Genomic DNA, 26,415 nt, shown 5'->3' on the forward strand with positions numbered 1-26,415 from the left:
TAGCTTTATCTATCGGCACATGCCAATTTCGTGGTAGCCGATCGCCTGGAGGCATAACCAGATCCAAAACCACAAGTCTGAACATAAAGAAATGAAAAAATTAACCCTCACAATTTGCTTGTCAATTCTTGCACTCATGGGATACGCCCAAGTGACTGATACAGGTGATGAAGTTGGAATTGGAACAAATTCACCTTCGACAAAACTACAAGTGCATGGAGACCAAACCAGCAACCGAATATCACAATCCGGGGGAACCTATACGGAACTGGCCCAAAGGACATGGAGTGGAAGTGCCGGGATTCTTTTCAGTGCGTATGCGTCAGACACCTATGTGAATGGCGGGCTATCCACGACGGGCAACACAAAATACAAATTCAATCCATCTGTTTTTGGATCAACATCGCATGGCGCCAAAATGATCTATACCAACCATTCGAGTATTGGCTTTTTTATTAGTCCGGCCTCAACCGCCGCAGGGGACGATGTTATCTGGGGTGATCCCGTGCTTTGGTTAATGAGAGGTGGAGACGTTGGTATTGGAACTATCCAGCCAAATGCCGGCTTGCATGTTCAAAATAAAGATTTATTAATATCAAATGATGTGTCAACTGGCGGGACGGGTATTTCAAAACTTATATTTTCTGAAGGCTCAGACGATACTGCACCATTGGGCTTTTCCATCAATTATAACGGAGACAATTTCACAGGGGGAGACAACAAACTCTACTTCGAAAGCCCCACAGCAGGAGAAGTATTTACCATTAGAAATGATGGGAAGGTCGGAATAGGAACCGCCTCAACTGGCTCACACAAACTCGCTGTGAATGGCTCTATTGGAGCAAGGGAAGTTAAAGTGGAGGCGGGTACCTGGTCTGATTTCGTTTTTGAGCAGGGCTATAGCTTGCGAACACTTGAAGAAGTAGAAGAACACATCGCCAGGAATGGTCATCTTCCGGATGTCCCAAATGAGGCACAGGTAACCGAGAGCGGAATCAACCTGGGTGAAATGGATGCCTTATTACTCCAGAAAATCGAAGAGTTAACGCTCTATCTTATCGAACAGAACAAGAAAATAGAGGAGCTTCAAAATGAGCTCTCTGTCTTAAAAAGTAAATAACACGATCTGGCATGTTTGCCAACCCCCATCGTTGGCGCACGCGTGTGCTTTACTTTTTTCCTTTCCTATTCTATAAAATCCATCTCCAACAATCCCTTTCTACCACTGTAGTCGATGGAACTGCTCTATTTCCAATGTTCGGCCTCACTTACAAAACCCGCTTCAATGGGATTTTCATGAATGTAGGCCACCTTCTGATCAATAACGTGACTGCTCCACAACTCTATTGGTTTATTGTGATGCTGCCACAGTTGTTTTCCTTTCACATTGTTGGACTTAGAGGCAGCTCGCTCAAACATCCACAAAAGCCATTCTTTCCTGCTTTCTCGAGGATTGTCCTCAATTTCCTTTTGAAGCTTCTTAGAGGTATATTCTTTTAAATCTCCCCAAAAGAGATTCCGGGTTGTTTTCTTTCGCGGGAAAAGATAAGATGCAAATGACTCGGCATGATACACCAACAAAACACTTCCATTCCTTTGTGCTTGCGACAATGGTCAAGACGCTCGACGATAATCGAACTATAGAGGTCTCTAACAAAAACCAGTTCCACTGCGGATCCACCCAATAGACGGTGGCAAAGCTCACGAAATATAGTCCTTCAGGATTGTGAAACTTGTACTTTCTACTCATAACAGAAAAATACTCAAGAAATAGAAATCACATGAATAGACCAAGAACCAGTTATTGCTCAAGGCACACGCGACACGCGTGCGCCAGCTAGGGGTGGGTTACTCCTTAGATATCAAATAACCAATCTTGGGATTTTCAATCCGATATTTTACTATGTAGTTTGATGAACTCAAAGACTGATTTTCATTATACACAGTCCTCCTTTCAAATCTCTCATCGCCAACCTTATAGGTGAATTTCAAAACTGATAATTCCTTAGTTACCGATAAGCAGGCTGTTTCCTGATAGTTGTATTTATCGGATAAAAAAGGCTGATCAAAGAATACCAAAAAAGATTCAGGGTCTGAGGGAAGATAAAGTCCCCTAAACTGCTCCCCATCCTCAATACCTGAATATTCTTTTCCTGTACTTTTATCAAAGGACTTATTTCCAATCTCATATTTCAAACGAATCATCCTTTTCCCTTCATCATAAGCAGTTATTACGATTTCTTCTCCATTGCTAATGACTTCATTGTCCTTCTCTTTTTGGCTATAAATAAAATAACCTAAAACAAGACCGAAAAGAATAACACCTGCTAAACAGCCAATACCAGCCTTTTTCATATTATTTTTTATTCTTCTAATGTCTTAACAGTAGCATTTTTGACACCTTCTGTCAATGTGCTTTGAACAGATCCTGCAACAAATTCCACTGTAGCATTAGTTGCCTCACTAACAGATTTACTTGATAAATCTGCAGCAGGAACGTTTCCAACAACAAACTCAACTGCAGCCTTTGTTAGCGACTTCCCTCCAAGTACCGAGGTTGCTTCAGTTACTTTCAAATCAGTCGGATTCAGATTAACTTTTACATCTTGAGCTGCTTTTGCTCCTTCTCCAAAGGCATTAACAACAGCCTTACCACCAGTTATTGCTGCTTTACCAAACTGCGTTTCTAATGCACTTAGCCCTGAAGTCGCAGCCCCTACAGCACCCGCTATTGCAATATCAGTTACATCGACATTTGTAAAGGATTCCAAACTAATATCTCCTCCCGATTCGATAACGTTCCCTACTACTTGACTCGCATATTCCACACCGGCACCAACAACAGCTCCTACTACATAATTCCAAAACTTACCATCTTCATCTGTTCTGGCAATCGGGTTTCCACCTACGTAATTATATGGAGACCATTCATAATACGCTTCCGATAATGAATCAATCGTCGTGAATCTAGCTATCGCCGGATCATAAAATCTAAGACCATAATCGTATAAACCTAGAGCTTGTTGTTCTTCCTTCCCATTGTATTTATACAAGTTTGGATTACTTGGAGTCATTGAGTTAAAGGTTAACCCAAAAGGATAATAATCGTCGCGCTGGATCACCGTACCTGCTGCATCTACCGTCACCCGTACGTTGCCCAGGTGGTCAGTGAGGTTGTACTTATAGTCAAAACCCGCACCATTCTTCACTGCACGACCTTCCCCATGCTGGATAAAATCGAGGGCTCCATTTTTGTACTGTATGCCGCCCACATAGTCAGTCGTCTCATCAATACCACTGGTTTTGTCAAAGAACTTGCGCAGCTTCACACCCTGGGCATTGTAGGTATAGTAGATGGTACCCTCAGGAACCACCACCTGCTCAGGTAGATTCAGGTAGTTATAGCTGATGTTGCTTATTGCCTTATTCGCGTCAGAAATCATATTGCCGCTTTGGTCATAAAGATACTCATTTGGCTGATTTCCCTCACTGAACTCTTCATCAAAAAGACTATTGTCAGAGGTGTCTCCCACTGAGGTGAGCTGATTGCCGTAATAGTCATAGTCCAGGTTGTCGGCGTTGCTGTTATTGAACTTCCTCACCAGGGTCTGTATGTTGCCATTGAGGTCATAGCTAATACCGCTCACATTGTAGTAGTTAGTTTTGGACGAACTGTTATAAGTGGCGGCGGTCAGTCGACTCAGGTCATCGTAGCCAAATTTGTAGTTCTGACTGTTGGCATTTTGCCCCCCGCCGGTTGTCTTCCAAAGCATCTGCCCAATGTTGCCATTGTACTGCTTATAGCCTGTAGGGGCCCCGTCGTACTTCAGCTCCATACCGAACCGGTCATTGGCGTCATCGAAGGTAGTGCCTCCGTTTACAGTGGTGAGCCACCCACGCGTATTATAGCGATAACCCACACTCTGTGCAGGAGCTCCAGTACCTTCCTGGCCAATATTCTTTTCAATGACTTGCCCCAGGTCATTGTACCGGTTTTGGGCAAGGAGCACCTCTGGGTCGGAGTTGATGGTCTGGTATTGCTTGAGCAACCGACCCTGACTGTCATATGCAAATCTGTCATCAATAGTCACGGATTCGCCTCCTGTATGGACGCGCCGTGTTTTCTCCACCCACCCAATGTGTTTGTACTGAGTGGTGATCCGGTCCTGGCCACCCACGTAGTTGGCAGAAACACTCTGTATTACTCTGTACTTCGCATCATAGTAGTTCAGCGACCAGTGATAGGCCGTCACGCCCAAAACTTTTGTTTTGGTAGCCGTCACCAGGCCCTTCACCCGATCTGTTTTGGTAATGTTAAAATCCGCAGGCTTGGTATACTCGTAGCCTGAGGGGATACCAAAGGCATAATCATCATAATAGGTGATGGAGTAATAATGAAAAGGATCCGAATCAACCGGGTATGAACTATTGGTATACCCATGAATAGTGGACCCTCGCGACTCATAAAGTGGCGCACTACCCTGATAGAAGGTATCGACCGCATCCTGTACCGATTGCCTACCCCCGGATATTGTAGTCACGCCTGAGAGCACCGGTCTGTTGAGATGGTCATATTTGGTAAATGTCCATTGGTTAGACAATCGCTGGTTTCCATCCTGAGTAAGAATTAACCGATCGCGCTTGTCGTACACCATATGTACCCAATCAGCCCCAGGTACTTTCTTCTCAATGAGTCTGTTTCTCTGGTCATAGTTGTACTCAAAACCATACAGATAGTTGAGAGCTCCGGCACTGGTACCATCAGAGAGGCCTACACTGAAAGTTTCATCAGTAGTGGCTGTGAAGTTAAAACCCGGAAGCAGTGTGACCGAGCCCTTCACGATTTCATAGGATCTGCCATCATAGGAGTTTACAGCAAGGTCTTCGTTATAAACGTACTGTCGGGAGAGCTCGGCTATGTCCACACTGAAGCTAGCATCGAAACCAGTGACACTCCCCCCTGGGGTATGGTCTATTACTATATAATTGTTGGTGACTTTCACCGTATACTTGCCATCACAGATGGTTCCCAATGTCATGTCAGGGATGCGTTTTGTATTCAGGTGTACCGTATTTCCAGACTTCAGCGTATTGGAGCTAAACCCTGCACTAAAGTCCATGGTAAGAATATTGTTAGTGATGGCTACATCCACTGCCCCACCCCCTGATCCTGAGTTTTGAACAAACGAAGTATAATTCCAGGTGGCCGAAAAATTGGTGTAGGTTGTGGCTGGTGGAGTAGGTGAAAGCAACCCGGCAGATGCCATGGGTGGCAATACACGTCTCAGATTGCCCCGATTATCAAAGATGTAGTAGGTATCCAGCCCGGAAGCACCATCAAAAACACGTTTTAGAATCACCTGTCCTTTTCTATCTGTAAACTGATGGACTAAATGATTGTCTTCATCGTAAATCACGCTCACAAACAAGGTATTGTCTCCATAGAAGCCAGCGTCGTCCATTTCACCGGCAATATCTGACCACAAATATTTCCGCACATTATCTGCTGCAACATTGCTTCTGTAGCTCATTTTACGGGAATGATCTGAAAGGTCATCCGGGTTAGTGGTGGGTTGCCAGGGGGCACCTGGACTCCCCTGTTTTCTGGGCCGATCCAGCGGGGAATCTTCAAATATCGTTTTGGCAAAAGGCGCTCCGGTGGACTGTACACCTTCACTGGGGCTACCGTAATATGATAGCTGATCTGCGACACGGGCATTGGAGTATGCACCAAACAAATTGTCCGGGTATGGCATATACTCTGTATCCTGTCGCCCTTTTGCGTCATATGTGATGGGGGTAATCAGATCATATCCATCATTAGACGCAAACAGTGAGGAAGTTTGAACGGGCCTTCCCAGTCCATCGAAATAGGTTACTCCAATCATCCTGTCATTGGACTTCACATTGGAAGTAGTAACCGCATTGATCATCGTGCTGGTAGCCACATAGTTTTCTGTGGAGGTGAAAACAGGATATGCCGAAAAACCCAGCTCCAGGCCATAGGTCTCATTGATAGAAAATACTTTGGCAATGGTGCCCATGACTTCTGTATCAATGGTCAGGTAACCTGAAACATCTATATCTACGAAGTAATCACCAAATGCCCCCAACCCCTTAAGGGTGACAGCAGGTACAGAATTGATCAATACAATTTGGCCTTGCTTGACACTCAAGGCCTTGGGAGTGCTGGCTGGCTGTGCCACGATAGAAACAGTAAGATAATTATCTGATATATCGATGGTAAGCCCCCCAGTATACCCAGCAGGAACAGTATTAAGAAAGGTACTAAGGGAATACTCCTGATGATAATCATCATAAGTCTGTGCCTTTAGCATTGAGGAAAAAAACAGGGTGAGTATGAAAAGGCTTGTTATATACTTATACATGGCTGGACGGGATTATTTGAAGTTGTAATCGTATGCTTGTAAAATATTGCCGGCTTCATCCTTTTTTTGCTTCAGCCTTCCCAATTTGTCGTATTCGAAAGTCGTTACCACATTATTAGGGTCATTTACGGTTATCGGCTGAGCATTGTATCCCAGCACATATGAAGTCACCGTTGTACCAGCGGGGTACACTCGAATTTCATCCAATCTGGTAGCTCCGGACTTGGTGACCGTGCTGGAGTATGCCGTTTCACTTTGGAACTTCCAGGTACCATCATAATACCAAAAGGTCATTTTGAGTCCTGCACCCGAGGGTCGGTAAGCAGTGGGGATAACATACGAACCACTATTGTAATACTTCGTGCCCGTTTTGGCCGTTCCGGTGGTTCCCGCTACCTCTTCAAAGCTATTGTAATACACGGAAGCGATTGGTGCACCTTCGAAGCGTGCTACCGAAATCTGTTTGGGGCCTTCCCACCAGAACGCTACCCGCTTATCGTCTTCCTTATGAGTCTCTATCAGACCGTTTGAATTATAGACATAATGGTATATACTTGATTCACTCTGTCCGGTAGGGTAATATTCCGTGGTCTCAGGATATATATCATACCCGGCAACTGAAAAGCTTCGCTCCACTTTAGAAACAGGAAAACCATCTACCTTTTGCATCTCAATGATCGGGGTCTCTATCACGTTGCGTGTGACCAGGGTAGTGTAGGTAGAGCCAGACAAATCAGGAGCATATGATATTTCTTTTCTCTCTACTGTCCCATTGGAGTTCGTGGAAATAATGGCTGTGGGGAAGTTGTGATTATTACCATATTCATAATTCGTAATACTCGTCACACCATCTTTTGTGACAGTGCTCTGCTCCAGACGTGAGTATTTGGAAGTATAGCTATAGGCTTTTTTTACAATAAAGGAGTGACCAAGGGCACATCCGCTTGTCCCATCCGGACTAGTCTCGACAGATATCCGAATACCATCAAATGCAGCGCCCAAAGCTGTACCATGATAATTTACCTCTGAGGAGACAAGGTTATCATCTGCATCACGATATTCACTCCCTGCGAGACGCCCAATACCAATGGCCTGAAATGGTGGTGGACTCGGGTATTCAAAAGTAACAGGAATAGGGTTTTGATTGGTGTAATTATAGATTTCGTCAGATCCATCACTATTGGTGACTGTCACCTTAGAATACCCGATATGGTAGCCCTGAGTACTGGATAATATCGATTTGGGTGACGAGGTGATACGTTTACCTAGCCTAACCTCTCCGCTCATCATCAAATTCCATTGAGTCCATTCCAAATTATTCTCTAAATCATCCACATAGTCTCCCATGGGATCACCATCGTATAGGTTGGGGAGCTCATAGGTAAAAGATTTACTCAAAACCACCGTACCAGAAGCGTCCTTACTCTGCAAGGTTTTAATTCTCAGCCCTCCTATCACGTTATTAGACGCATCCTTATGAGCTTCAAAAATAAACTCCGAAGTACCCCCTGTTGGATACTTAATGGATTTTAGCGTGTAGGCCTGACCATTGGTAAAATTCGGCGCTCTGTTCGCATAGGTTCCCGGTGTAGGAGAATAGAAAAGTTGCAAACCTCTTGGGATTAGGTGATCCTGTTGGGATTCACCATTTGCATACCCCCAATGATCTTGTCCTAGTGAGTATCTTCTGGGCAAAGGAGTGGATTCATAATATGTAAACTCATGTTTCGGATTTACTAATGTTCCATCGCAAGATTTCTCTTGTATCCAATTGAGTTTTAATCGTTTGGTATCGGAAATGTCCGAAAAGGAATAATCTGATGAACCGGTTGCTGAAGAAAAATAAGAAGTATTTAACTCAAAGGATTTACAGATACCAAGTGAAGAAATTTGAATTTCCTGAATGGACTTTGCCACAGTATTAGCAGCTCCATTGGGGCTTCCGTATTGTGTAACGTCCTGACGTACTGAACCAGGAATAAGCGAAATGGTGGTTTTGGAGCTAATAATTGAGGAAAGTCGAACCCCGTCAACCCAGGTATAATTTAGCAGATGAGAAACACCACCTACATCCCCGCTAAGGGGTGCCTGAGCATCATACATACTGATGGACTGTGACTGACGATTACCATACCCATGATCATCTGCCTCATAGGTCAAATAGATATTATCATCACTATTTCTTGACTCAATTTTATACAGATACCATGAGCTGGTAGAGTAGGTATCATTACCGATAGAGCCAGAACCTGAAGGGTTGTATGTATAGACTTTGGATGTCGCAGCCGTAGTCCCAAAGTAATATTTAGTTCCATCTGTATCAACTATTTTCCATGAATCAGGAAAGGATATAACTTCAATTTTGATATCGCTTCTGGGCAGGAGAACCACCCCCCCACTTTGGTCAAAGTAGAACTTCCCAGATTTTCCATTAAAACTATAAGAGAATAGGTCAGGCTCCGAATCGGCCCTTCCCTTTCCTGCATCGTAAAAATACTCGAAGCAATCACATGTTACTACCCCACAACTTTCTTGACATCCATTCACCCATTGAGATCCACAATTGTTTGCCGGATCTTCTATTTCAGGTGGTAATCCACCATCTGTATAATACCCCCAACCATTTCGGTTGGTTTTACCTCCCGTCCTTTGTATACCCTCATCAGGCGCTCCATTTACAGACCTTGATATCACCCCACCTGCAGACAAGCTCCACCCCAAACCAACCGAACTAGCCACTTCGTTGACCTTTATACCAGATGCATGATAAGAAAGTGAAACTGGAAGGACTAATTCACCCTCTTTGACGGTATAAATTGGTATGGAAATATTAGGCACACCCGTATGGTAGCTCACTGGAATATCTACATACTTACCTAATGAGGCCGCATTGGGGTCATGAAAGGTCGGTTCATTGGAATAGTTATCTTGTGCATGAAGCACGTATACACTCACACTGAAGAGGAGTAGTAGAAGGGGTCGTTTCATGATTGGCTGGATAAATTGGTTTGAGAAAATTGAATAATCAAGATCGGATAAAGACATCAATCTTGGTCTTTGATATGGGCTAATTCCTTTAATATATATTGATTTTGATGATTCAGGGCATCAATCATCTCCTGCTGACGAATGGTATGCAAGGTCAATTCCTCTATTTTCTCCAGCAGTTTGGCATTCATTTCTCCAAGGGAGATGCCGTTTGCCGCCACTTCTTTGGCAGAAGGCATTCCTGGCAGGTGTTGATTGGCTTTAACGTATGCTGAAGTTTCTTCGAGCGTAGGCAGCGTGTAATCTGGATCAAACACGTAATCGGGCCACGAGCCAGACATTTCTACTTTCACCTCCTCCATAATGGCTTTTCCATCTACAGCAAAAGCGTAGTCTGCAGGTACAGAAGTGGTTCTGATACCCATCTGACCATCATTCAAGTCTATCCATACCTTAGTGGCCATTTCATCACTTTCTTTGAAATGGATCTCTGCATCAGCAAAAATGCTCATTTGTGACATGTTCATATGGCCTATCCCCATTCCGTCACTGGTCCCGTTGTTCACATCCAGCAAGCGAATGTCATTTTTGTAGACCATCAGATCTCCGCCACGAATGTCCAGGCGAGATCCTGGAGTGGCTGTACCTATTCCCACATCCCCATCAGTTTCGATCACCATCTTGGCAGGTAAGTCCCAGGCATTTCCGTCACCGCTGGTAGTAGTGGTGCCAAACCCAAATTCGAGGCGATCATTTCGCAATGCACCAGTATGATGGATGCCCCAGTGTTTGTTATTCCCTCCCCCTTCGGGGACATTGGTCAGATGAATCATAGAGGCGGCATTGTCCTTATCCAAAGCGATAATCTGCACCCTCGCTTCTGTAGCTTCAAATATATTAGCCAGAGTCAGATAATGCTGACTTCCAATATTTTGAGACTGAACATGAAACTTGCCTGCCGGAGCAATCGTGCCAATGCCCACCTCCCCGCTTGGAAGAATCGACATGCGCTCCGTAAAACCACTGCTGTTGACATACCTGAAGCGTATACCTCCTTGCGCCCCAATAATCATCTGATCCGTACCGGTGATTTCATTCACATCAAAAAACATCTGATTGGTACCATCAGAAAGGGTTAAGTATGACTTGGAAGCATCTGCTTTACCTCCCAAAGTACCCGAATGCAGGATATGAAACTTGCCTGAAGGGGTATTCAATCCAACACCCACCTTACCACCAGTTGAGTAAATAACTGACTGATTGTCGTAGTTCCATGGTTGGGCCTGGAGTAAAGTATTGATTAAAACAAGTGCTATGAATAGGGTTAGTCTGGTTTTCATTATGGTTGGCGCTTGGTTCTATGGTTCTGTTTATTAAATAGATAGTGTAGCCACAAAACTCCTGTCAAATTCTTTGAGACTAATTTGACAATTAAAAAATAGAGGCTGTAGCGGACTGCTTAGAAGGGGTTCCTGGATCAGGAATGCACATCTTCCGGTTAGTCATCAGATTGGATGATGCATCCAAATCATTGTAGCGGTTGGAAAGGTCATAATTGGTAACGGTTGGTTAGACACCGCTAAAATGTAAAAAAATAAAAAACCTTCCTAGTAAAACTTATAAAAAACTGATTGCATTATATCTAAAAGGATCCATTCAAGGTTTTGGATTTAATCTTTACGGATCAAGCGGAATTCCTGTGGGGAGATTGCATTAAAGATGGATGGTGACGTAGTTACCTGATACCTTACATCCCTCAATCCAATTGATTTGCTACATACCCTTCATTTTCTTTGCTTGCCCAAAGAAAACGAAGCAAAAGAAAAGGCACCAACGCAAAAAATCATTTTGACTCATCTGGGTTGCACTTTTTTAGGATTTTTTGAGAGTCAAAATGATTCACACTTGCCTTGGATGGCCCGCCCTCCTTTACGCCCTTGCTTTCTACTTTAAAGTGGATTAGTTCGATTTTACAAAATATAATTATAGAGTGTCACCCCACACAAATATTGCTTGATCCATCTTTACTTCGGCTCGTCACTTTTATCATCCCTCAAATCCAATCCCTCACTCCCACGTATAACAACAAAAAAACCCTACCGATGTGGTAGGGTTTTCGATGGTGATCCGCCTGGGGCTCGAACCCAGGACCCACGCCTTAAAAGGGCGTTGCTCTACCAGCTGAGCTAGCGAATCGTGTGATTATTTTGCTTTTTTTTAAGGCCGTTTCCTTAAATTGCGGTTGCAAAAATAGGAAGCTTGTTTTCAAAATACAACAATGAAATACTTTTTTATCAGAATAATTCAGACAATGTTTCTAATCTTGGTCATCGGCCTTCCGATTTACGCTCAAAATGCCGAATTGTCGACTGCAGATTCCCTTTTTGCCAATCAAAAATACACAGAAGCACTGAAGAAGTATGAGAATATTTTTAATCAGGATAAAGCTTCGCCTGCCATGCTTACTAAGATGGCTTTCATACAGGAAGGCCTGGGCAACTATGCCGACGCCCTCTTCTACCTCAACCTTTACTACCTAAAGACCTCAGACAAGGCCGCACTCACCAAAATGCGTGAACTTGCAGAAGAGCATCACCTATCTGGCTTTGAGTATTCAGACTTTAAGTTCATGGCCAATTTCGTTAGAAACTATGAAGTGGAGATCCTTATCGTTTTGCTCGCCTTTTCTCTGTTCTTACTGATCTATGGTTATAGCAAGCGCAAAAAAGATGAGCTACCCAGAGTATCTCTTTTCCTGCAAGCCCTGACGCTCGTGCTCATTGGTTTATTGAGCAATCAGCTTTTTCTTGCTGATACGGGTATCGTGAGCCAGGACCATTCGCTGCTCATGACCGGGCCCTCTGCCGGGGCTGAGCCCATCAGCTACATAGAGAAAGGCAATAAGGTGACGGTGCTTCAATCTGATGCCCTGTGGACCAAAATCCGCTGGCAGGAAGAAGTGGCCTACATCCGTACCAAAAATCTCAAGACCTTATAAAAAAAACAGGCGCCCGATTACATCGGGCGCCTGTTTCATTTCTGCTTTATTGCAATTACTTATTTTACCGGCTTCACCGTTTTGATGATCCTTGCAGCTACTTTGTACGGATCTGCGTTAGAAGCAGGTCTTCTGTCTTCCAGGTAGCCACTCCATCCGTGTGTCTTGGTATAAAGTGGGATACGGATAGAAGCTCCTCTGTCAGATACTCCATAAGAGAAGTCATTGATAGAGGCAGTCTCATGCTTACCAGTCAGTCGCTGATCGTTGTAAGCTCCGTAAACCGCAATGTGTTCTTTCACCAATGGTCTGAATGCCTCACAAACCTTCTCTACTTTCTCTTTAGAAGCAGCTGTTCTTAAGAAAGAATTAGAGAAGTTGGCGTGCATACCTGATCCATTCCAGTCAGTCTGACCAAGTGGCTTAGGGTGATATTCAATAAAAAGACCATATTTCTCTACCAGTCTCTCTAGCAAGAATCTACCGATCCAGATTTCATCACCTGCCTGCTTAGCTCCTTTAGCGAAAATCTGGAACTCCCACTGACCAGCAGCTACTTCACCATTTGTACCTTCTACATTCAGACCAGCTGCAATGCAAAGATCCAGGTGCTCGTCCTTAATTTCTCTTCCAAAGACATTTTGTCCACCTACTCCACAGTAGTATGGTCCCTGTGGTGCCGGATATCCATTAGCTGGAAAACCCAAAGGCTTATCTGTGGCAGGGTCCCAAATGAAGTACTCTTGCTCAAAGCCAAACCAAAAATCATCATCCTCATCATCGATGGTCGCTCTGCCATTGGACTCGTGAGCAGTACCATCCGCATTCATTACCTCAGTCATGACCAGGTAGCCGTTTTCATGCACCGGGTCCGGACAAATAAATACAGGTCTCAAAATACAGTCAGAAGAACCTCCTTCTGCCTGCTCAGTAGAACTACCGTCAAAAGACCAATCATCCAGGTCTTCGAGTTTGCCACTGAAATTACTCACCACTTTAGTTTTACTTCTTAATGATTGGGTAGGCTTGTAACCATCAAGCCAGATGTACTCCAATTTTGACTTAGCCATGTTAATTCTGGTTTATATTTTAACTTGTTTAAATAAAAAAATTACGATTTAATTACCAAAATGTCGATACTTCAAATTTTAAAAAAATAACTGAATTATTAAACATTTTTCATCATTATTTATGAAATATTGTTAATAAACCAATAATTCCATAAATATTCAATACAAAATCCCATTTCCGAAAGACCTGAGATCTGGTCGGAAATGGGATCTATGATGTCTTAGCTGTGGACTCTTAGAAAGAGTACACTGCAGCAATGACGAATGAAGACAAAGAACTACCGGTTTTGAAGTCAGTAGGACTGTTGAATTCCGTAACCACTACATCATCTTCAGAGAAAGAATCCAATCTTACCTCAGGAATCAATGTCAGACTTCCTACGGTATAGTTGGCTGACAAAGTCAGGTCAATTACACTTTCGTCAGTAGTCAAAACACCCACTCCTTTGTCACTGAAATACTCACCTCTCAATCCCATAGAGAAAGCATCAGAGAAAGAATTTTGCAGATAAAGCGCTGCACCGAAGAAGTTGTCAGAAGCACTGGTTGCATTCACACCCAGGTAGAAAGATTCAGACAAATCCCATCCAGCAGTCAAATCAGCCTGGAAAAACTCATCATCAAACAAGAAGTTCAGGTAAGCTCCACCATAACCAATCTGCGCTCCACCAAGGTACTCGCCTGATGGGTTAAAATCTGTAGCGTCAGTTGGGTTAAACACACCCACCATGAAGCTCACATCACCAGCAGAGATATCCGCTTTCACTCCTGAGTGAGAGAATGGCCCGTATGAGAACATGTATGAAGTAGAGTAGTTGAAGTTGGCAGAAGGTGAGATCACCTCATAACCAAGAAAGGTATTGAAGTTACCCGCTGTAATTGTTAATGCATCGCTTACATTCCAGTATACATACAACTGGTTCACGATGTTCAACGCAGGGGCAGAACCGAATACCGCATCCGCTCCTCTGGGTCCAAATACCAAATCTCCAACGAAACCTACTTTTTCTCCCTCGTAAGCAGCAATCAGATTAACCATACCCAAAGAAAATCCTGGAAGGTTAGCAAAAGATGATCCTGGAGCCTGAATTTCCTTCACGCCATCATCGTCAAAATCAGTATAATTTGCAGCATTCAGGTTAGTTCTGAAATAAGTATCCACAGATCCACTCAGTGAGAAAGAAGACTCTTCCTCTTGTGCTTTCACGGTCACAACTGCCAACAACAACATTGCAGCAATCAGAAATCTTTTTGATAGTTTTGTAAAAGTGTTCATAAGCTTTTTAAATAAATGAGTTTGGAAAGTTTTGAAACAGGCCTCTGAGTACTTTAATGGTTCCCGCCTTTAGAGCTCAGAGGCCTATTTATTTTAGAAGTGTTTTTTGTAGAGAAGGAAGATTACTCCTGAATGATGGTGTATCCTCTGATGCCGTGCTCGTGGCTATCAAGACCTTCTTTTTCGTGCTCTTCAGATACCCTGATACCGATCGTCAATTTCAGTACATAGAAGATAACGAAAGCGCATATGAAGGCAGCTGCTCCGCAGATCAGCACTCCTTTGAGCTGTGCCATGAAAGTATGATCCGCATTGATAGAGAAGATACCCACAGCGAGTGTTCCCCAAATACCGCAGGTAAGGTGAACTGAAACTGCACCTACCACGTCATCCAATTTGAATTTGTCCAATGTGATCGCAGAGATCACTACAAGGATACCGGCAACGATTCCTACTATGATGGCATTACCTGGCTCGATCACATCAGCTCCTGCAGTAATACCTACAAGTCCTGCAAGGATACCATTCAATACCATACCCAAATCGAGTCTCTTGAACACAAGGTATCCGGTAACGAATCCACCAAGACCACCAGCACAGGCAGCAAGAGAGGTTGTCACCAATACGAAAGATACCAACCCTGGATCAGCAGAAAGAACAGATCCGCCATTGAAACCGAACCAGCCTAACCAAAGCAAGAATACACCGATCACAGCCAAAGGCACACTAGAACCTGGCTTGTCGATAACTTTGCCATCTACATATTTTCCAAGTCTTGGACCTACAATCATGATCCCGGCAAGGGCACCCCATCCACCTACTGAGTGTACGAGCGTGGATCCTGCGAAATCGTAGAAGCCCATTGCATCAAGTGCTCCACCACCCCATTTCCAGCTACCAATGATCGGATATACAATACCCACGAAGATCAAAGTGAAAATAAGATAAGCACCAAGTTTTACCCGCTCAGCAACTGCACCAGAAACAATAGTGGCAGCTGTAGCAGCAAACATCGCCTGGAACAGGAAGTCTGTCCAGTAAGTGTATCCGGCACCGGCATACTCTGCGGAGATGTCCGCAGTGGCAGAAGTCTCAAGCCCGAAACCTGCAAAGCCGAACCAGCCAGGAACGTCAAAACCAGGATACATCAGGTTGAAACCCACAAGCGCATAGGTAAGAATACCTATAATGGGAGTCAGTGTGTTTTTGAAAAGGATGTTAACCGTGTTCTTAGACTGGCCGAATCCTGCTTCCACACCCGCGAAACCCAAGTGCATAATGAAAACCAGCGCTGTGGCCATCATCATCCAAATGTTATTGGCCGTAAGTAGGTTGGCCGTAATGTCCGCACTGTAATCTGTCGCCACCGCAACAGTCTCTACAACCTCCGGAACTACCGCCGCAATGGTGTCTGCCACGGCTACCGAATCTTGTACAATCATCAATAGGTTGGTGATCATGTTCATAAGTTTTTAAGATTAAAAATTCGTTGCGAAGATTCGGCTTCCGGTTAGCACAAACCGGGCGATTAGCCTCTTTCCACACTCCAAATAAAAGGACATAATCACGAATTATCAAAAACGGAATTTTAATACTTACACATTTTTATCACCTAATTTTAAGTTTAGAGGGGTCAATTTTTAAATTTTCATTATAAAAGAAGTGAAATATTAATAATTATATAATTGACCCTTATTTGACGGCAGGCATCTTATTCATATTGTAAAAATGCGTTTTCACAAAATAATTTGCTTTTTTTCACAATTTTGATTTCAATTTTTTAAATATTCCCATTATTTCTCCAAATAATATATGGAAATATCAAAGACCCTCCATAATCCTGTATGGTTTCATAATTCATGCACAAAACAGGATGTGACCGATATGCTCTATTTTTAGCCCATGAACATAGATGATATCCTCTTTCACCTGGGTGAAAGTACCCCCTTTGGCGGGACATCAGCCAGCCCTCCGATCTACCAAACCAGCAACTTCATTTTTCCCACCCTGGACCAGATGAAAACGGCTCTGCAGCACGAGGATCACATTCCGTTTTATACCCGTGGGGCCAACCCTACGGTGCAGGTACTTCAGGAGAAAATAGCCGCACTGGAAGAAACCGAGCATTCACTGATCTTTGCCAGTGGAAGTGCAGCCATCACCGCAGCCATCATCTCACAGGTAAAAGCCGGTGACCACATCGTCTGTATCTCCAACCCATACAGCTGGACCAAAAAGCTGATCGAAGGTATTTTAGCCAAATTTTCTGTGGCCAGTGATTTTGTAGAGGCTTCAGACACTGAGGCCATTCTGGCGCATGTAAGAGAGAACACCCGACTGATCTACCTGGAAAGCCCCAACTCGTGGACCTACGAGATGCAGGACATTGAAGTGATTACCACTTTTGCCAAACAGCAAGGCATCCGTACCATCCTGGACAATAGTTGCGCTTCACCTTTGTATCAGAAACCCGCGCGCTATGGTGTCGACATCATCGTTCACTCTTCCACCAAATACCTGTCGGGACATGCCGATGTGGTCTCGGGGGTTTTGTGCACCTCTTCGGATATTTACCTATCTATTTTCAAAAATGAATACATGACTTTCGGGGCCATCATCTCCCCGCTGGAAGCCTGGCTGATGATCCGATCACTCAGGTCACTGGAGCTGCGCATGGAAAAAGTGAGCAAAAACGCCCTGGAAGTAGCCCGGTTTCTCGAAAAGCATCCCAAAATTGCCCACCTGTTTTACACCCATTCAGAATCCTTTGCTCAACCTGAGCTGGTAGAGAAATACCTTTCAGGAAATGGCGGACTTATGACGATCGACCTCAAAACGAACAATGCTCATCAGGTGGAACAATTCTGCAATACATTAAAGCGTTTCAAACTCGGATGCTCCTGGGGTGGTTTTGAATCACTGGCTTTTCCAGCCATCACCACGATGAGCTCCCTCAACTACAATAAACCTGATACCGCCATCAACAGAATAAGACTTTATGTAGGTTTGGAGGATTCCGGGCTCTTAATAGACGATCTCACCAATGCATTGGAAATTATCGATTAGTCTCTTCACATTCTGGCTTTGTCCGATGCTCCTCCAGGGGCAAAATACCATTTCAGGTATGATCCAGAGTGAATCTGGAGAGGCCTTGCCCTTTGCTACTGTGTATGTGGAGGGAAGTACCAATGGCACCACCAGCAATGCAGACGGACGCTATCAACTTACCTTTGATGCCGGACCTGCCACCATTGTGGCACAATACATCGGCTATGCACGGCAGACACAAACGATAGACCTGCCCCCCGGGGAGCACGCCACAATCAACTTTGAACTGGCACCGGAAACACTGGTACTCAAAGAAGTGGTCATCTCAGCAAGTGAAAAAGATCCGGCGCGCCAGGTGATCCGCAATGCCATCAGAAAACGCAAGTATTATGCTGATGAGGTAAGTGCATACACCTGCGAAGTGTACATCAAAGGGCTGCAGCGACTGGATAAAAAACCCAATAGCCTTTTGGGTATGACGGTCACCATCGATACGGGTATTGTCTACCTCTCTGAGTCCATCTCCAAACTCAAGTACCTGCACCCCGACAAAGTGAATGAGACTATGATCTCCTCTAAAGTGAGTGGAAACAACAATGCCTTCAGCTATAACCAGGCCTCCGAGATGAGGATCAACCTTTATGAAAACAGTTTTTTCATAGAAGGCCTGAGCGAGCGTTCCTTTATCTCACCCATTGCCAACAATGCATTTCTGTACTACGATTACCAAATGGCTGGTACTATAGTAGAAAACGGACTTTTCATCAACAAAATCAAGATCATCCCCAAACGTAAAACAGACCCGGTGTTCAGCGGCTACCTATACATCATAGAAGACTCCTGGCGTATCCATAGTGTGGATGTGAAGCTCACCAAAGACAATGGCATCGAGTTTTTGGATTCACTTTCTTTCAATCAGGTATTCGCTCCTGTAGATTATGATATCTGGATGCCCATTTCGCAGCGCTTTACCTTTAAGTTCAGAGCTTTTGGCTTCAAAGGCAGTGGGCATTTTACAGCCATCTACAGAAACTATCAGGTGGAACCCAACTACTGGCAACCACGTGCTAAGGACCCAAAAACGGTGACGGAAATCCCTAAAAAGGTGGCCAAAAAGTCCCAAAAAGAGCCTGCTAAAGAAACCCTCCTCTCCAAAGAAGATTTTTCCAACGCGGTAGTGACCGTGGTGGACGGAGCCAATGAAAAGGACTCTATTTACTGGGCAAGTGTCAGGCCCATTCCTCTGACCGAAATAGAGGTGCGCGACTACCAAATAAAGGATTCCATCGGTGTGATCAGGAAATCCAAGCCCTACAAGGATTCCATAGATCAGGTCAGAAACAAATTCAAACCCGGCAATTTATTCTTCAATGGCTATACCCACTTCAACAGCTACAACCGAAGGTATTTTAGCTTCCCCACACTTGTGGAGGGACTTCAGTACAATTCCGTAGAAGGACTGGTCACTAACCTGGAGTTTTCATTTCAGAAAAGAACTGAGCAGTCTTTTGACTACACCATCAAACCTGGCCTGCGATATGGGTTTTCAAATAAAAAGCTGCAGGCGAAAGTGGAAGTGACCAAAATGATCAACCTCAAAAAAAGGCTGATCCTCACCGGAGGGCTCGGGCGTTATGTCTTTCAGGTGAACGAGCAGGAGCCCATCACCCCTTTCAGCAACAGCTTCTTCACGCTGGTCAGAGGAGAAAACTACATGCGCCTGTTTCAAAAATATTTCACCTATTTTGGCTATCAGAAAGAACTCATGAATGGAGTCCTCCTCAATGGCAAACTGAGCTATGAGCAACGTGAGACACTCGAAAACACGGCCTCCTACAACCTGTTTGACAAAACATTCCACCCAAACACGCCTGTTAATCAGGAACTGGCAGCTACAGACTTCCCAAAACACCAGACCCTCACTGCCTCTTTTCGATTGCGTATCCGGTTTGCTCAGCAATACATAGAACGTCCTGACCGTAAAATCATCCTTAGTTCTGAATACCCAGATGTATATGTTTCCTACAAGAAAGGAATCAACCTCCTCGGAGGAGACACCAACTACGATCTGGTGAAAGTAGGATCAGAATATAGTCTTCGGGTGGGCCAGGTAGGCACAAGTAAAATAAGTGCTCAGACAGGATTATTTCTCAATACACGCCGAATGTACTTCCCTGATTTTCACCACTTCAATGGCAACCTCACCTACATCCGGCAAGCAGAAGGCGAAAATCAGTTTCAATTATTGGACTACTATCCTTACAGTACACAGGATCGTTTTCTTCAGGCCCATTATGAGCACCACTTCAATGAATTTATCTTTAATAAAATTCCCGGTGTACGGCGGCTGAACCTGCAAGCGGTAGGGTCGGTAAATTACCTCACTACGCCTGTTTTAGGGCACTACTTTGAATTCGGTGCGGGGATAGAACACATCCTGAAGTTCTTCAGGGTAGATTTTTATACCAGCGTGACCAACGGCCAGCATTCCCGAGCCGGAATAAGGTTTGGGGCTGGATTCTGAGTTACTTAAGAACCTGCAGAAACCCTTTGTATTGAGTCTGATCATATTTGATCACATAATAGTACACGCCAGAGGGTACATTCTTGCCATCCCACACAAAATCCCTTTGCTCGCTACGAAAAACGCTGATGCCACTCCGGTCGTGAATGCTGATGTACTGAAAAGCATCATCACAGTTATCGGGGGGCAGGTTTTGCCGTGGCTGCGTCAGGTTGGTCAATGTATAGGTATCATTGTGCCCGTCTCCATTGGGGGTAAAAACATTAGGAGGCTCAAACCCCAAAAACAACTCCTGGGTCTCCCGCACCTCAAAAGTGATACTCATGGTGTACTGCTTCTGTACAGGGCAAGCGTCATCATAGGCCAGAAAGGAGATTTCGAAGAAGCCAGACTCCTGCCCCAAATCCAACAGGGAGCACTCGGGTGTCCAGTAAAGAGTAGAAGTAACCTCCCCAAGTCCTGTCTTGCGTTCAAAGAAAAGGGACTCTGATCTGGGCAGTCTGGAGGGATTCAAAAACTCAATGGTCACTGAATCTCCGGCATCAAAATCGAATGCAGAAATATCCATTTCAAAAGGCACATTGATCTTCAAGACGGTATCTGCATACTCCCGCATCTCAGGGCGGTTGTTTTCAGGAATGTCCAGGTTCACTGTAAACACCACAGTGTCCTGATTTACCTCGTCGCATCGATCCTCATCCTCCGCTATAAACAAAAACTCGTACGTTCGCTTCTCCGCCAGGTCCAGCAGGCTGCAGTCCACCTCCCACTGAAAAAGTGAATTGACGCTACCCACACCACTCGCTTCCGCGAAACTCACTCCAATACCAGATCCCTGAAACCCCAACGGTTGTAAACTCAGATTGACAGTGTCCTGATCCAAATCCGTTGCGAGCACATCAAAACTAATCACATCACCATCCCTGGCAGTAATCACATGATCGGACGCCAATGTAACCTCAGGGCTGGTATTCGGAGGCAAAATCACCCCCATATTCAACCATACCACATTGGGGTTTTCCACCTCACATATATCAAAATCCTCAGGAAGGAGCGCCAACTGAAAGTTCTTCAAACTGGAGAAGTCATATATCTGGCAATTGGTATCCCAGGTAAGGGTGCCCTCCATCAGCCCATTTTCAGAACGTGTCACTTCCACAAATAACCCCAGTTCGGACGGGTCTTCTATTCCCGGCACATACATAATCATTTCCAGGCTGTCATTATCGGCATCAGTCGCGGTAAAACCAAGTGTGAGCACCTCATTTTCATTGATCGTATAGCCTGAACCAAGGGAGGTGAAATCCGGAAACTGGTTCGGAGGGGGCTCTACAACAATAGTGAGTCTTGCGGTATCCATTTGTGGAAGTGGGCAGGCATCATCGCTGGCGATCAGATCAATAATAAAAGGACCATCTCTTATGGGCGGACAGCCGGGCGCACATACCTGCACGACCAACGTATCCTGACCTGGATTTACAAAGGACTGAGTGATACTAAATAGATCATCTAGCTCTTCATCAAAATTAACCGGAACAGCCCGGAGTGTGATTTGCTCTCCTACGGAGATATTGGTAACAAAGAAGTCAAAACATTTATCATCCTCCAGCGCATAAGTAAGCACGTCCACCTCCGGGTCGAAGCTATCGTTGCCTGGTATTTGGATACCCACTACCGGAGGGTCCGGAGGATCGCAGCCATCTCTCACCAGCATTTGAAAATCACGCTGCACCTCCCCTATTTTCACCTGATCCCGCCACTCTTCCACCAAAACAGAAAACACATACAGCCCTTTGGTTTTAGGATTAACTGTCAACAAGCCTTGGCTCGTAATGCGAAGTGGTGGATTTCCCGGAACAGTATTCTCCAAAGAATATCCCTCGGCCCAGTAAACAGGTATATGAGGCTTAGGCTGAGGAATTGGCACGGCAGGATCTGAAGCAGAGCTATTGAGAGGGGTGACCAGGCGATAAACCAGCGAATCACCATCGGGATCCGTGCCTGTGAAATTGGTATAATACAGTTGATTAACGCAGGCATAGTCACTCAGTGGCTTCAATAATACCGGAGAAGAATTGATGAATGGTTTCCAATTTTTCCAAAGTGGAGGTATCTCCACCACGTATTTCATCCCGGTATCCCTAGGATTTTCCACATTCACAATGTCCACGTTTCGGCAACAACGCTCCCACTCGATGTAATATCCCTCAGCATCGGCATACCGTGCAGGTTCCAGTTCCACCACACTGGTATAGACCACTCTGGAGGTCTTCAACTCTTCTATGGAACACTCCGGATTGGTATAAAACACATCACTCACGGCAGAGAGAGGAAGCAAATGAGTTGAAACGAGTCGGTGGTCCTTGTTTGAGTAGACGTACACCGTCACTGAGCCGTCGGGATCGGTATTCTGCTGCTGGGCTTCGTCGCGGTATTGTATGAGGTTGATCCTATAGACGCCAGGTTCAATGGTAATGAACTCAATCTCCCCCCCTACGATATGGAAAGCCTCCAAACCGTAAAAGAGCATCAACGCGCAGATGAAAAGAGAAAACTTTTTCATACCAAGTCTTAATCCCATAGAACATTGTTTTTGCCCCATACCCCAATAGAACGCCTCAGAAACTCTTAGTAGCTTTGCGCCCAATGAAGGCAAGTAAAGTTATCGAAAAGCTGGAGATTACCGGTGTATCATCTGACGGAAAGAGTGTGGGACGTCATGAGAACAGAGTCATTTTTGTAGCCAATGGTGCGCCAGGTGACATAGTGGATGTGCGAATCGTTGGAAAACAAAAGAAATTTCTCCTGGGTGAGATCATCCACTTTCATGAAAAGTCCGCAGACCGAACAGACCCTTTCTGTGAGCACTTTGGCACCTGTGGCGGCTGTAAATGGCAGCATATACAGTATAATGCCCAGTTGAAGCACAAACAAGACCATGTAGCTCACAACCTGGCCAAAATTGGCAAGACGGCTCTCCCTGAGCTACTCCCTATCAAAGGATCTGCCAACACCACGTATTATAGAAATAAGCTGGAGTACACCTTCTCCAACATGCGATGGCTCACACGTGAGGAGATAGAAGACAATGACGAGCTTAGCCGCAATGCACTCGGCTTTCATATTCCCAGAAGGTTTGACAAAATACTCGACATCAACCACTGCTGGCTGCAGGGTGATCCGTCCAACCAGATTCGACTTGCCGTAAAGGCGTACGCAGAGAAAAACGAACTCACGTTTTTCGATCTGAAAAAACAAGAGGGACTACTGCGAAACCTGATCATCCGTACTTCCACCACCGGAGACCTGATGGTGATCCTGCAAGTGTTTTATGAGGATCAGTCTGCCATAACTTCACTTCTAAATCACTTGAAAGATGGCTTTCCGGAAATCACCTCGTTGCTTTACATCATCAACCCCAAACAAAACGAAACGTTCTACGACCTGCCTGTTCATACATTTCATGGAGAAGGTTTCATACATGAGGAGATGGAAGACCTCAGGTTCCGCATCGGGCCCAAATCATTCTATCAGACCAATAGCATTCAGGCCTATGAACTATACAAAGTGGCCAGAGAATTTGCAGATCTAACAGGCGATGAGGTAGTCTACGACCTCTACACCGGCACAGGCACCATTGCCAACTTTGTAGCGAAGAAAGCTCAAAAGGTCATCGGGGTGGAATCTGTGGAAGAGGCCATTGTTGACGCCCGGATCAACTCTGAGCTGAATCAGATCACCAACACTACCTTCCTGGCAGGAGATATGAAAGATATGATCAATGCCAACTTTGTGAAGAAGCACGGACACCCGGATGTGATCATTACTGACCCGCCAAGGGCTGGTATGCATCAAAAGGTGGTGGAGATGATCAACGAGATAAAACCGAAAAAACTGGTGTATGTAAGCTGCAATCCTGCCACACAGGCGCGCGATCTGGAACTACTCTCTCCCGTTTTTGAAGTGGTGGCAGTGCAGCCTGTGGATATGTTTCCTCAAACCCATCATGTGGAGAATGTGATGCTATTAAAAGCAAAATAAGATGCAAAACGATCCTACTTTAGACCCGAAATACCTCGGCAAAATCTCTTCTGATTTTGTGAAAGTCTCCGAGTACCTCAAAGAGGCATCCTACCTCATCAGGAAGAAGGGTTTTTCTGAATACCCGGTATTCCCGGTATCCAAAGAAGATGTACCCATTGGTCAGCTGCTCTACGAAAAAGGCAAACTGGAAAATGAATGGAATTACTACGCCTCTTTCATGGAGGAGTTTGCTCAGCGGCAACTCATTGCTGAGGAAGCAAAATTCAAAGAAGCATACAAAGATCCCGATGAGTACTGCTGTCTGTTCATCGTAGACAGAGAATTCACCAACTTCTTATTCATACCGTTTCCTGAAGATTGACATTTTTCATAACAAAATCACTGAATAAAACATTACTACCTGTATGGAAGAACAAGTAAATCAAATCACAGACCTATCAGCCATCGCCATGGAGTATGTATGGGAGTATGGTCCCAAAGTGGTCCTGGCCATCATCACGCTTATCATTGGTCTCTGGATCATAAGTATGCTCACACGCGGATTTGGCCGTGTCATGGAGAAAAGAAATTTTGACCGTTCCCTCACACCGTTCCTGAAAACACTCCTTAGCGCATTGCTAAAAGTGATGCTCTTTATCTCTGTCATTGGGATGGTAGGTATTGAAGTCACGAGTTTTATCGCCATACTAGGTGCCGCTGGTCTGGCGGTTGGTCTGGCCTTGCAGGGCACATTGCAAAATTTTGCTGGTGGGGTGATTATCCTCCTCCTCAGACCTTTCAAGGTTGGTGACGTCATTGATGCCAAAGGTTACACGGGTACAGTGAAAGAAATCCATATTTTCTATACCATCATCAACACCTTCGATAAGAAAGTGGTCTATATCCCCAATGGCACACTTGCCAACTCGGACATGACCAATCTCTCACAGGAAGAAGATCGGCGAAATGAATGGAAGTTTGGAATTGCCTATGGAGATGATGTAGACAAAGCCAAAACGCTCCTGAGAAAATTTATTGATGCAGATGAGCGCATCCTCAAAGAGCCCGAACCTTTTATTGCGGTGCATTCTCTGGGCGATAGCTCTGTAAATCTTGTGGTACGTACCTGGTCTAAGGCGGGAGACCTCTGGCCGGTATATTTCGATATGAACGAAAAAGTATACAAGGAATTTGCGAAAGAAGGCCTCAACATCCCTTTTCCACAACTGGATGTACACATGCACAATCAGAAATAAGAAATAAAAGAATCATGCACGCTCCTCAAAGTTTTGAGGAGCGTTTTTTTTCCTCTCAGAAGTAAGATAAGGGTCTGGAGAACGAAAATTGATATATTTTCGAAATCTCAAAAATCAAATACCCCATGCGAATACTTCTTGTGTTAAGCTTTCTAATCACCTCCTCACTTTATACTCAGGCGCAAACCGACTACCTGATCACATCATCAAAGGACACTCTCCGAGGCAAAGTATCCCTATTGCTACAGGAAAAGCTGACAGAAAAAGTCACCGTAACCACTGAGAACGAAACAAGAACATTCCATTCAGGCCAGATCATCGCGGTGCGTATCAATGAAGACCTATACAAAAGCATAAAACATGGCGACAAGTACCGGATGATGAAAGAAATCACACCGGGATACCTGGGTTTATATTCATTCCGATTTGAGGACAACTATGATTTTGACCCAAAATTCTTATATAAAGTCACGGGCGAAGGTCAGGAAATACCCACCTTCGGGTTTCGATCAGTGGCTGCCGACTTCCTGAACGAGTGCCCGTCTATCGTACAAGCCATCAAAAACAAAGCATATAAAATCTCGGATCTTTCGTCGCTGGTAAATGACTACAATACCCAATGCCTCAATACTGAAGCCAAGTCCAATGTGACTGAAGGAGTCAAAGAAATAAGTGGTCTTCTGGATCAGGTCACCGAACTACAGCAACTACTCAGGGATATCCAAAGCAAAAAAGATGCAGGTGAAAAGATCCCTCAGTATATGATCAATGCGCTGGAAGCACACGCCAGCGGCAACCTCAATGGAGATCTTCGAGTGCTATTGCAGCAACTGACTCAATAAT

At 44.7% G+C, this 26,415-nt stretch carries 17 protein-coding genes and 1 tRNA gene; 8 read left to right on the forward strand and 10 right to left on the reverse strand.

Going from position 1 to position 26,415, the window contains the following annotated elements; all coding sequences use genetic code 11:
• Nucleotides 1-136 precede the first annotated feature (136 nt).
• Nucleotides 137-1,120: a hypothetical protein gene (locus ACHKAR_RS21590; protein ID WP_395419557.1), complete on the forward strand. Its 984-nt coding sequence runs from the start codon at nucleotides 137-139 to the stop codon at nucleotides 1,118-1,120.
• A gap of 125 nt (nucleotides 1,121-1,245) precedes the next feature.
• Here the strand turns inward: ACHKAR_RS21590 and ACHKAR_RS21595 are convergent, their stop codons facing one another.
• From ACHKAR_RS21595 to ACHKAR_RS21620, 6 genes are all read right to left on the reverse strand, one after another.
• Nucleotides 1,246-1,611 (reverse strand): hypothetical protein, encoded by a 366-nt coding sequence (locus ACHKAR_RS21595; RefSeq protein WP_395419558.1) that lies wholly within the window; start codon nucleotides 1,609-1,611, stop codon nucleotides 1,246-1,248.
• Nucleotides 1,612-1,848: 237 nt separating this feature from the next.
• A complete protein-coding gene (locus ACHKAR_RS21600) occupies nucleotides 1,849-2,355 on the reverse strand; it encodes a hypothetical protein (RefSeq protein ID WP_395419559.1) in 507 nt (168 codons plus the stop codon).
• 8 nt (nucleotides 2,356-2,363) lie between these two features.
• Complete coding sequence (locus ACHKAR_RS21605; RefSeq protein WP_395419561.1) at nucleotides 2,364-6,389, reverse strand: RHS repeat domain-containing protein; 4,026 nt, start codon at nucleotides 6,387-6,389, stop codon at nucleotides 2,364-2,366.
• A gap of 12 nt (nucleotides 6,390-6,401) precedes the next feature.
• On the reverse strand, nucleotides 6,402-9,377 hold the full coding sequence (locus ACHKAR_RS21610) for an RHS repeat domain-containing protein (protein ID WP_395419562.1): 2,976 nt from the start codon (nucleotides 9,375-9,377) through the stop codon (nucleotides 6,402-6,404).
• Nucleotides 9,378-9,433: 56 nt separating this feature from the next.
• On the reverse strand, nucleotides 9,434-10,717 hold the full coding sequence (locus ACHKAR_RS21615) for a hypothetical protein (protein ID WP_395419564.1): 1,284 nt from the start codon (nucleotides 10,715-10,717) through the stop codon (nucleotides 9,434-9,436).
• Nucleotides 10,718-11,497: 780 nt separating this feature from the next.
• A tRNA-Lys gene (locus ACHKAR_RS21620) sits at nucleotides 11,498-11,573 on the reverse strand.
• A 115-nt stretch (nucleotides 11,574-11,688) separates the two neighbouring features.
• Here ACHKAR_RS21620 and ACHKAR_RS21625 point away from each other — a divergent pair.
• Complete coding sequence (locus tag ACHKAR_RS21625) at nucleotides 11,689-12,375, forward strand: SH3 domain-containing protein (RefSeq protein WP_159582213.1); 687 nt, start codon at nucleotides 11,689-11,691, stop codon at nucleotides 12,373-12,375.
• Between the two features lie 59 nt (nucleotides 12,376-12,434).
• On the opposite strand, the gene ACHKAR_RS21630 is transcribed toward ACHKAR_RS21625, so the two are convergent.
• The 3 genes from ACHKAR_RS21630 to ACHKAR_RS21640 form a co-directional block, all read right to left on the reverse strand.
• A complete protein-coding gene (locus tag ACHKAR_RS21630; RefSeq protein WP_395419566.1) occupies nucleotides 12,435-13,445 on the reverse strand; it encodes a glutamine synthetase beta-grasp domain-containing protein in 1,011 nt (336 codons plus the stop codon).
• Nucleotides 13,446-13,680: 235 nt separating this feature from the next.
• Complete coding sequence (locus ACHKAR_RS21635; RefSeq protein WP_395419568.1) at nucleotides 13,681-14,721, reverse strand: outer membrane beta-barrel protein; 1,041 nt, start codon at nucleotides 14,719-14,721, stop codon at nucleotides 13,681-13,683.
• A 122-nt stretch (nucleotides 14,722-14,843) separates the two neighbouring features.
• The gene (locus tag ACHKAR_RS21640; protein ID WP_395419570.1) at nucleotides 14,844-16,181 is read right to left on the reverse strand and encodes an ammonium transporter; all 1,338 of its coding nucleotides are present in this window, start codon (nucleotides 16,179-16,181) and stop codon (nucleotides 14,844-14,846) included.
• Between the two features lie 442 nt (nucleotides 16,182-16,623).
• Between ACHKAR_RS21640 and ACHKAR_RS21645 the strand changes: the two genes are divergently transcribed.
• Nucleotides 16,624-17,787, forward strand: coding sequence for a trans-sulfuration enzyme family protein (locus ACHKAR_RS21645; RefSeq protein ID WP_395419571.1), 1,164 nt, complete (start codon nucleotides 16,624-16,626; stop codon nucleotides 17,785-17,787).
• Entirely contained in the window at nucleotides 17,765-20,293 is a 2,529-nt protein-coding gene (locus ACHKAR_RS21650; RefSeq protein ID WP_395419572.1) for a DUF5686 and carboxypeptidase regulatory-like domain-containing protein, read from the forward strand. The genes ACHKAR_RS21645 and ACHKAR_RS21650 overlap by 23 nt, the downstream gene beginning before the upstream one ends.
• A 1-nt stretch (nucleotide 20,294) precedes the next feature.
• Here the strand turns inward: ACHKAR_RS21650 and ACHKAR_RS21655 are convergent, their stop codons facing one another.
• On the reverse strand, nucleotides 20,295-22,874 hold the full coding sequence (locus ACHKAR_RS21655; protein ID WP_395419574.1) for a T9SS type B sorting domain-containing protein: 2,580 nt from the start codon (nucleotides 22,872-22,874) through the stop codon (nucleotides 20,295-20,297).
• Nucleotides 22,875-22,939: 65 nt separating this feature from the next.
• Between ACHKAR_RS21655 and rlmD the strand changes: the two genes are divergently transcribed.
• From rlmD to ACHKAR_RS21675, 4 genes are all read left to right on the forward strand, one after another.
• The gene (gene rlmD, locus ACHKAR_RS21660; RefSeq protein ID WP_395419576.1) at nucleotides 22,940-24,334 is read left to right on the forward strand and encodes a 23S rRNA (uracil(1939)-C(5))-methyltransferase RlmD; all 1,395 of its coding nucleotides are present in this window, start codon (nucleotides 22,940-22,942) and stop codon (nucleotides 24,332-24,334) included.
• 1 nt (nucleotide 24,335) lies between these two features.
• A complete protein-coding gene (locus ACHKAR_RS21665) occupies nucleotides 24,336-24,698 on the forward strand; it encodes a hypothetical protein (RefSeq protein WP_159582221.1) in 363 nt (120 codons plus the stop codon).
• Nucleotides 24,699-24,741: 43 nt separating this feature from the next.
• A complete protein-coding gene (locus tag ACHKAR_RS21670; protein WP_395419578.1) occupies nucleotides 24,742-25,572 on the forward strand; it encodes a mechanosensitive ion channel family protein in 831 nt (276 codons plus the stop codon).
• 125 nt (nucleotides 25,573-25,697) lie between these two features.
• A complete protein-coding gene (locus ACHKAR_RS21675; RefSeq protein WP_395419579.1) occupies nucleotides 25,698-26,414 on the forward strand; it encodes a hypothetical protein in 717 nt (238 codons plus the stop codon).
• Nucleotide 26,415: the final 1 nt, after the last annotated feature.

This window comes from Marinoscillum luteum (genome assembly GCF_044005705.1).
In the GTDB taxonomy this organism is placed as follows: Bacteria; Bacteroidota; Bacteroidia; order Cytophagales; family Cyclobacteriaceae; genus Marinoscillum; species Marinoscillum luteum.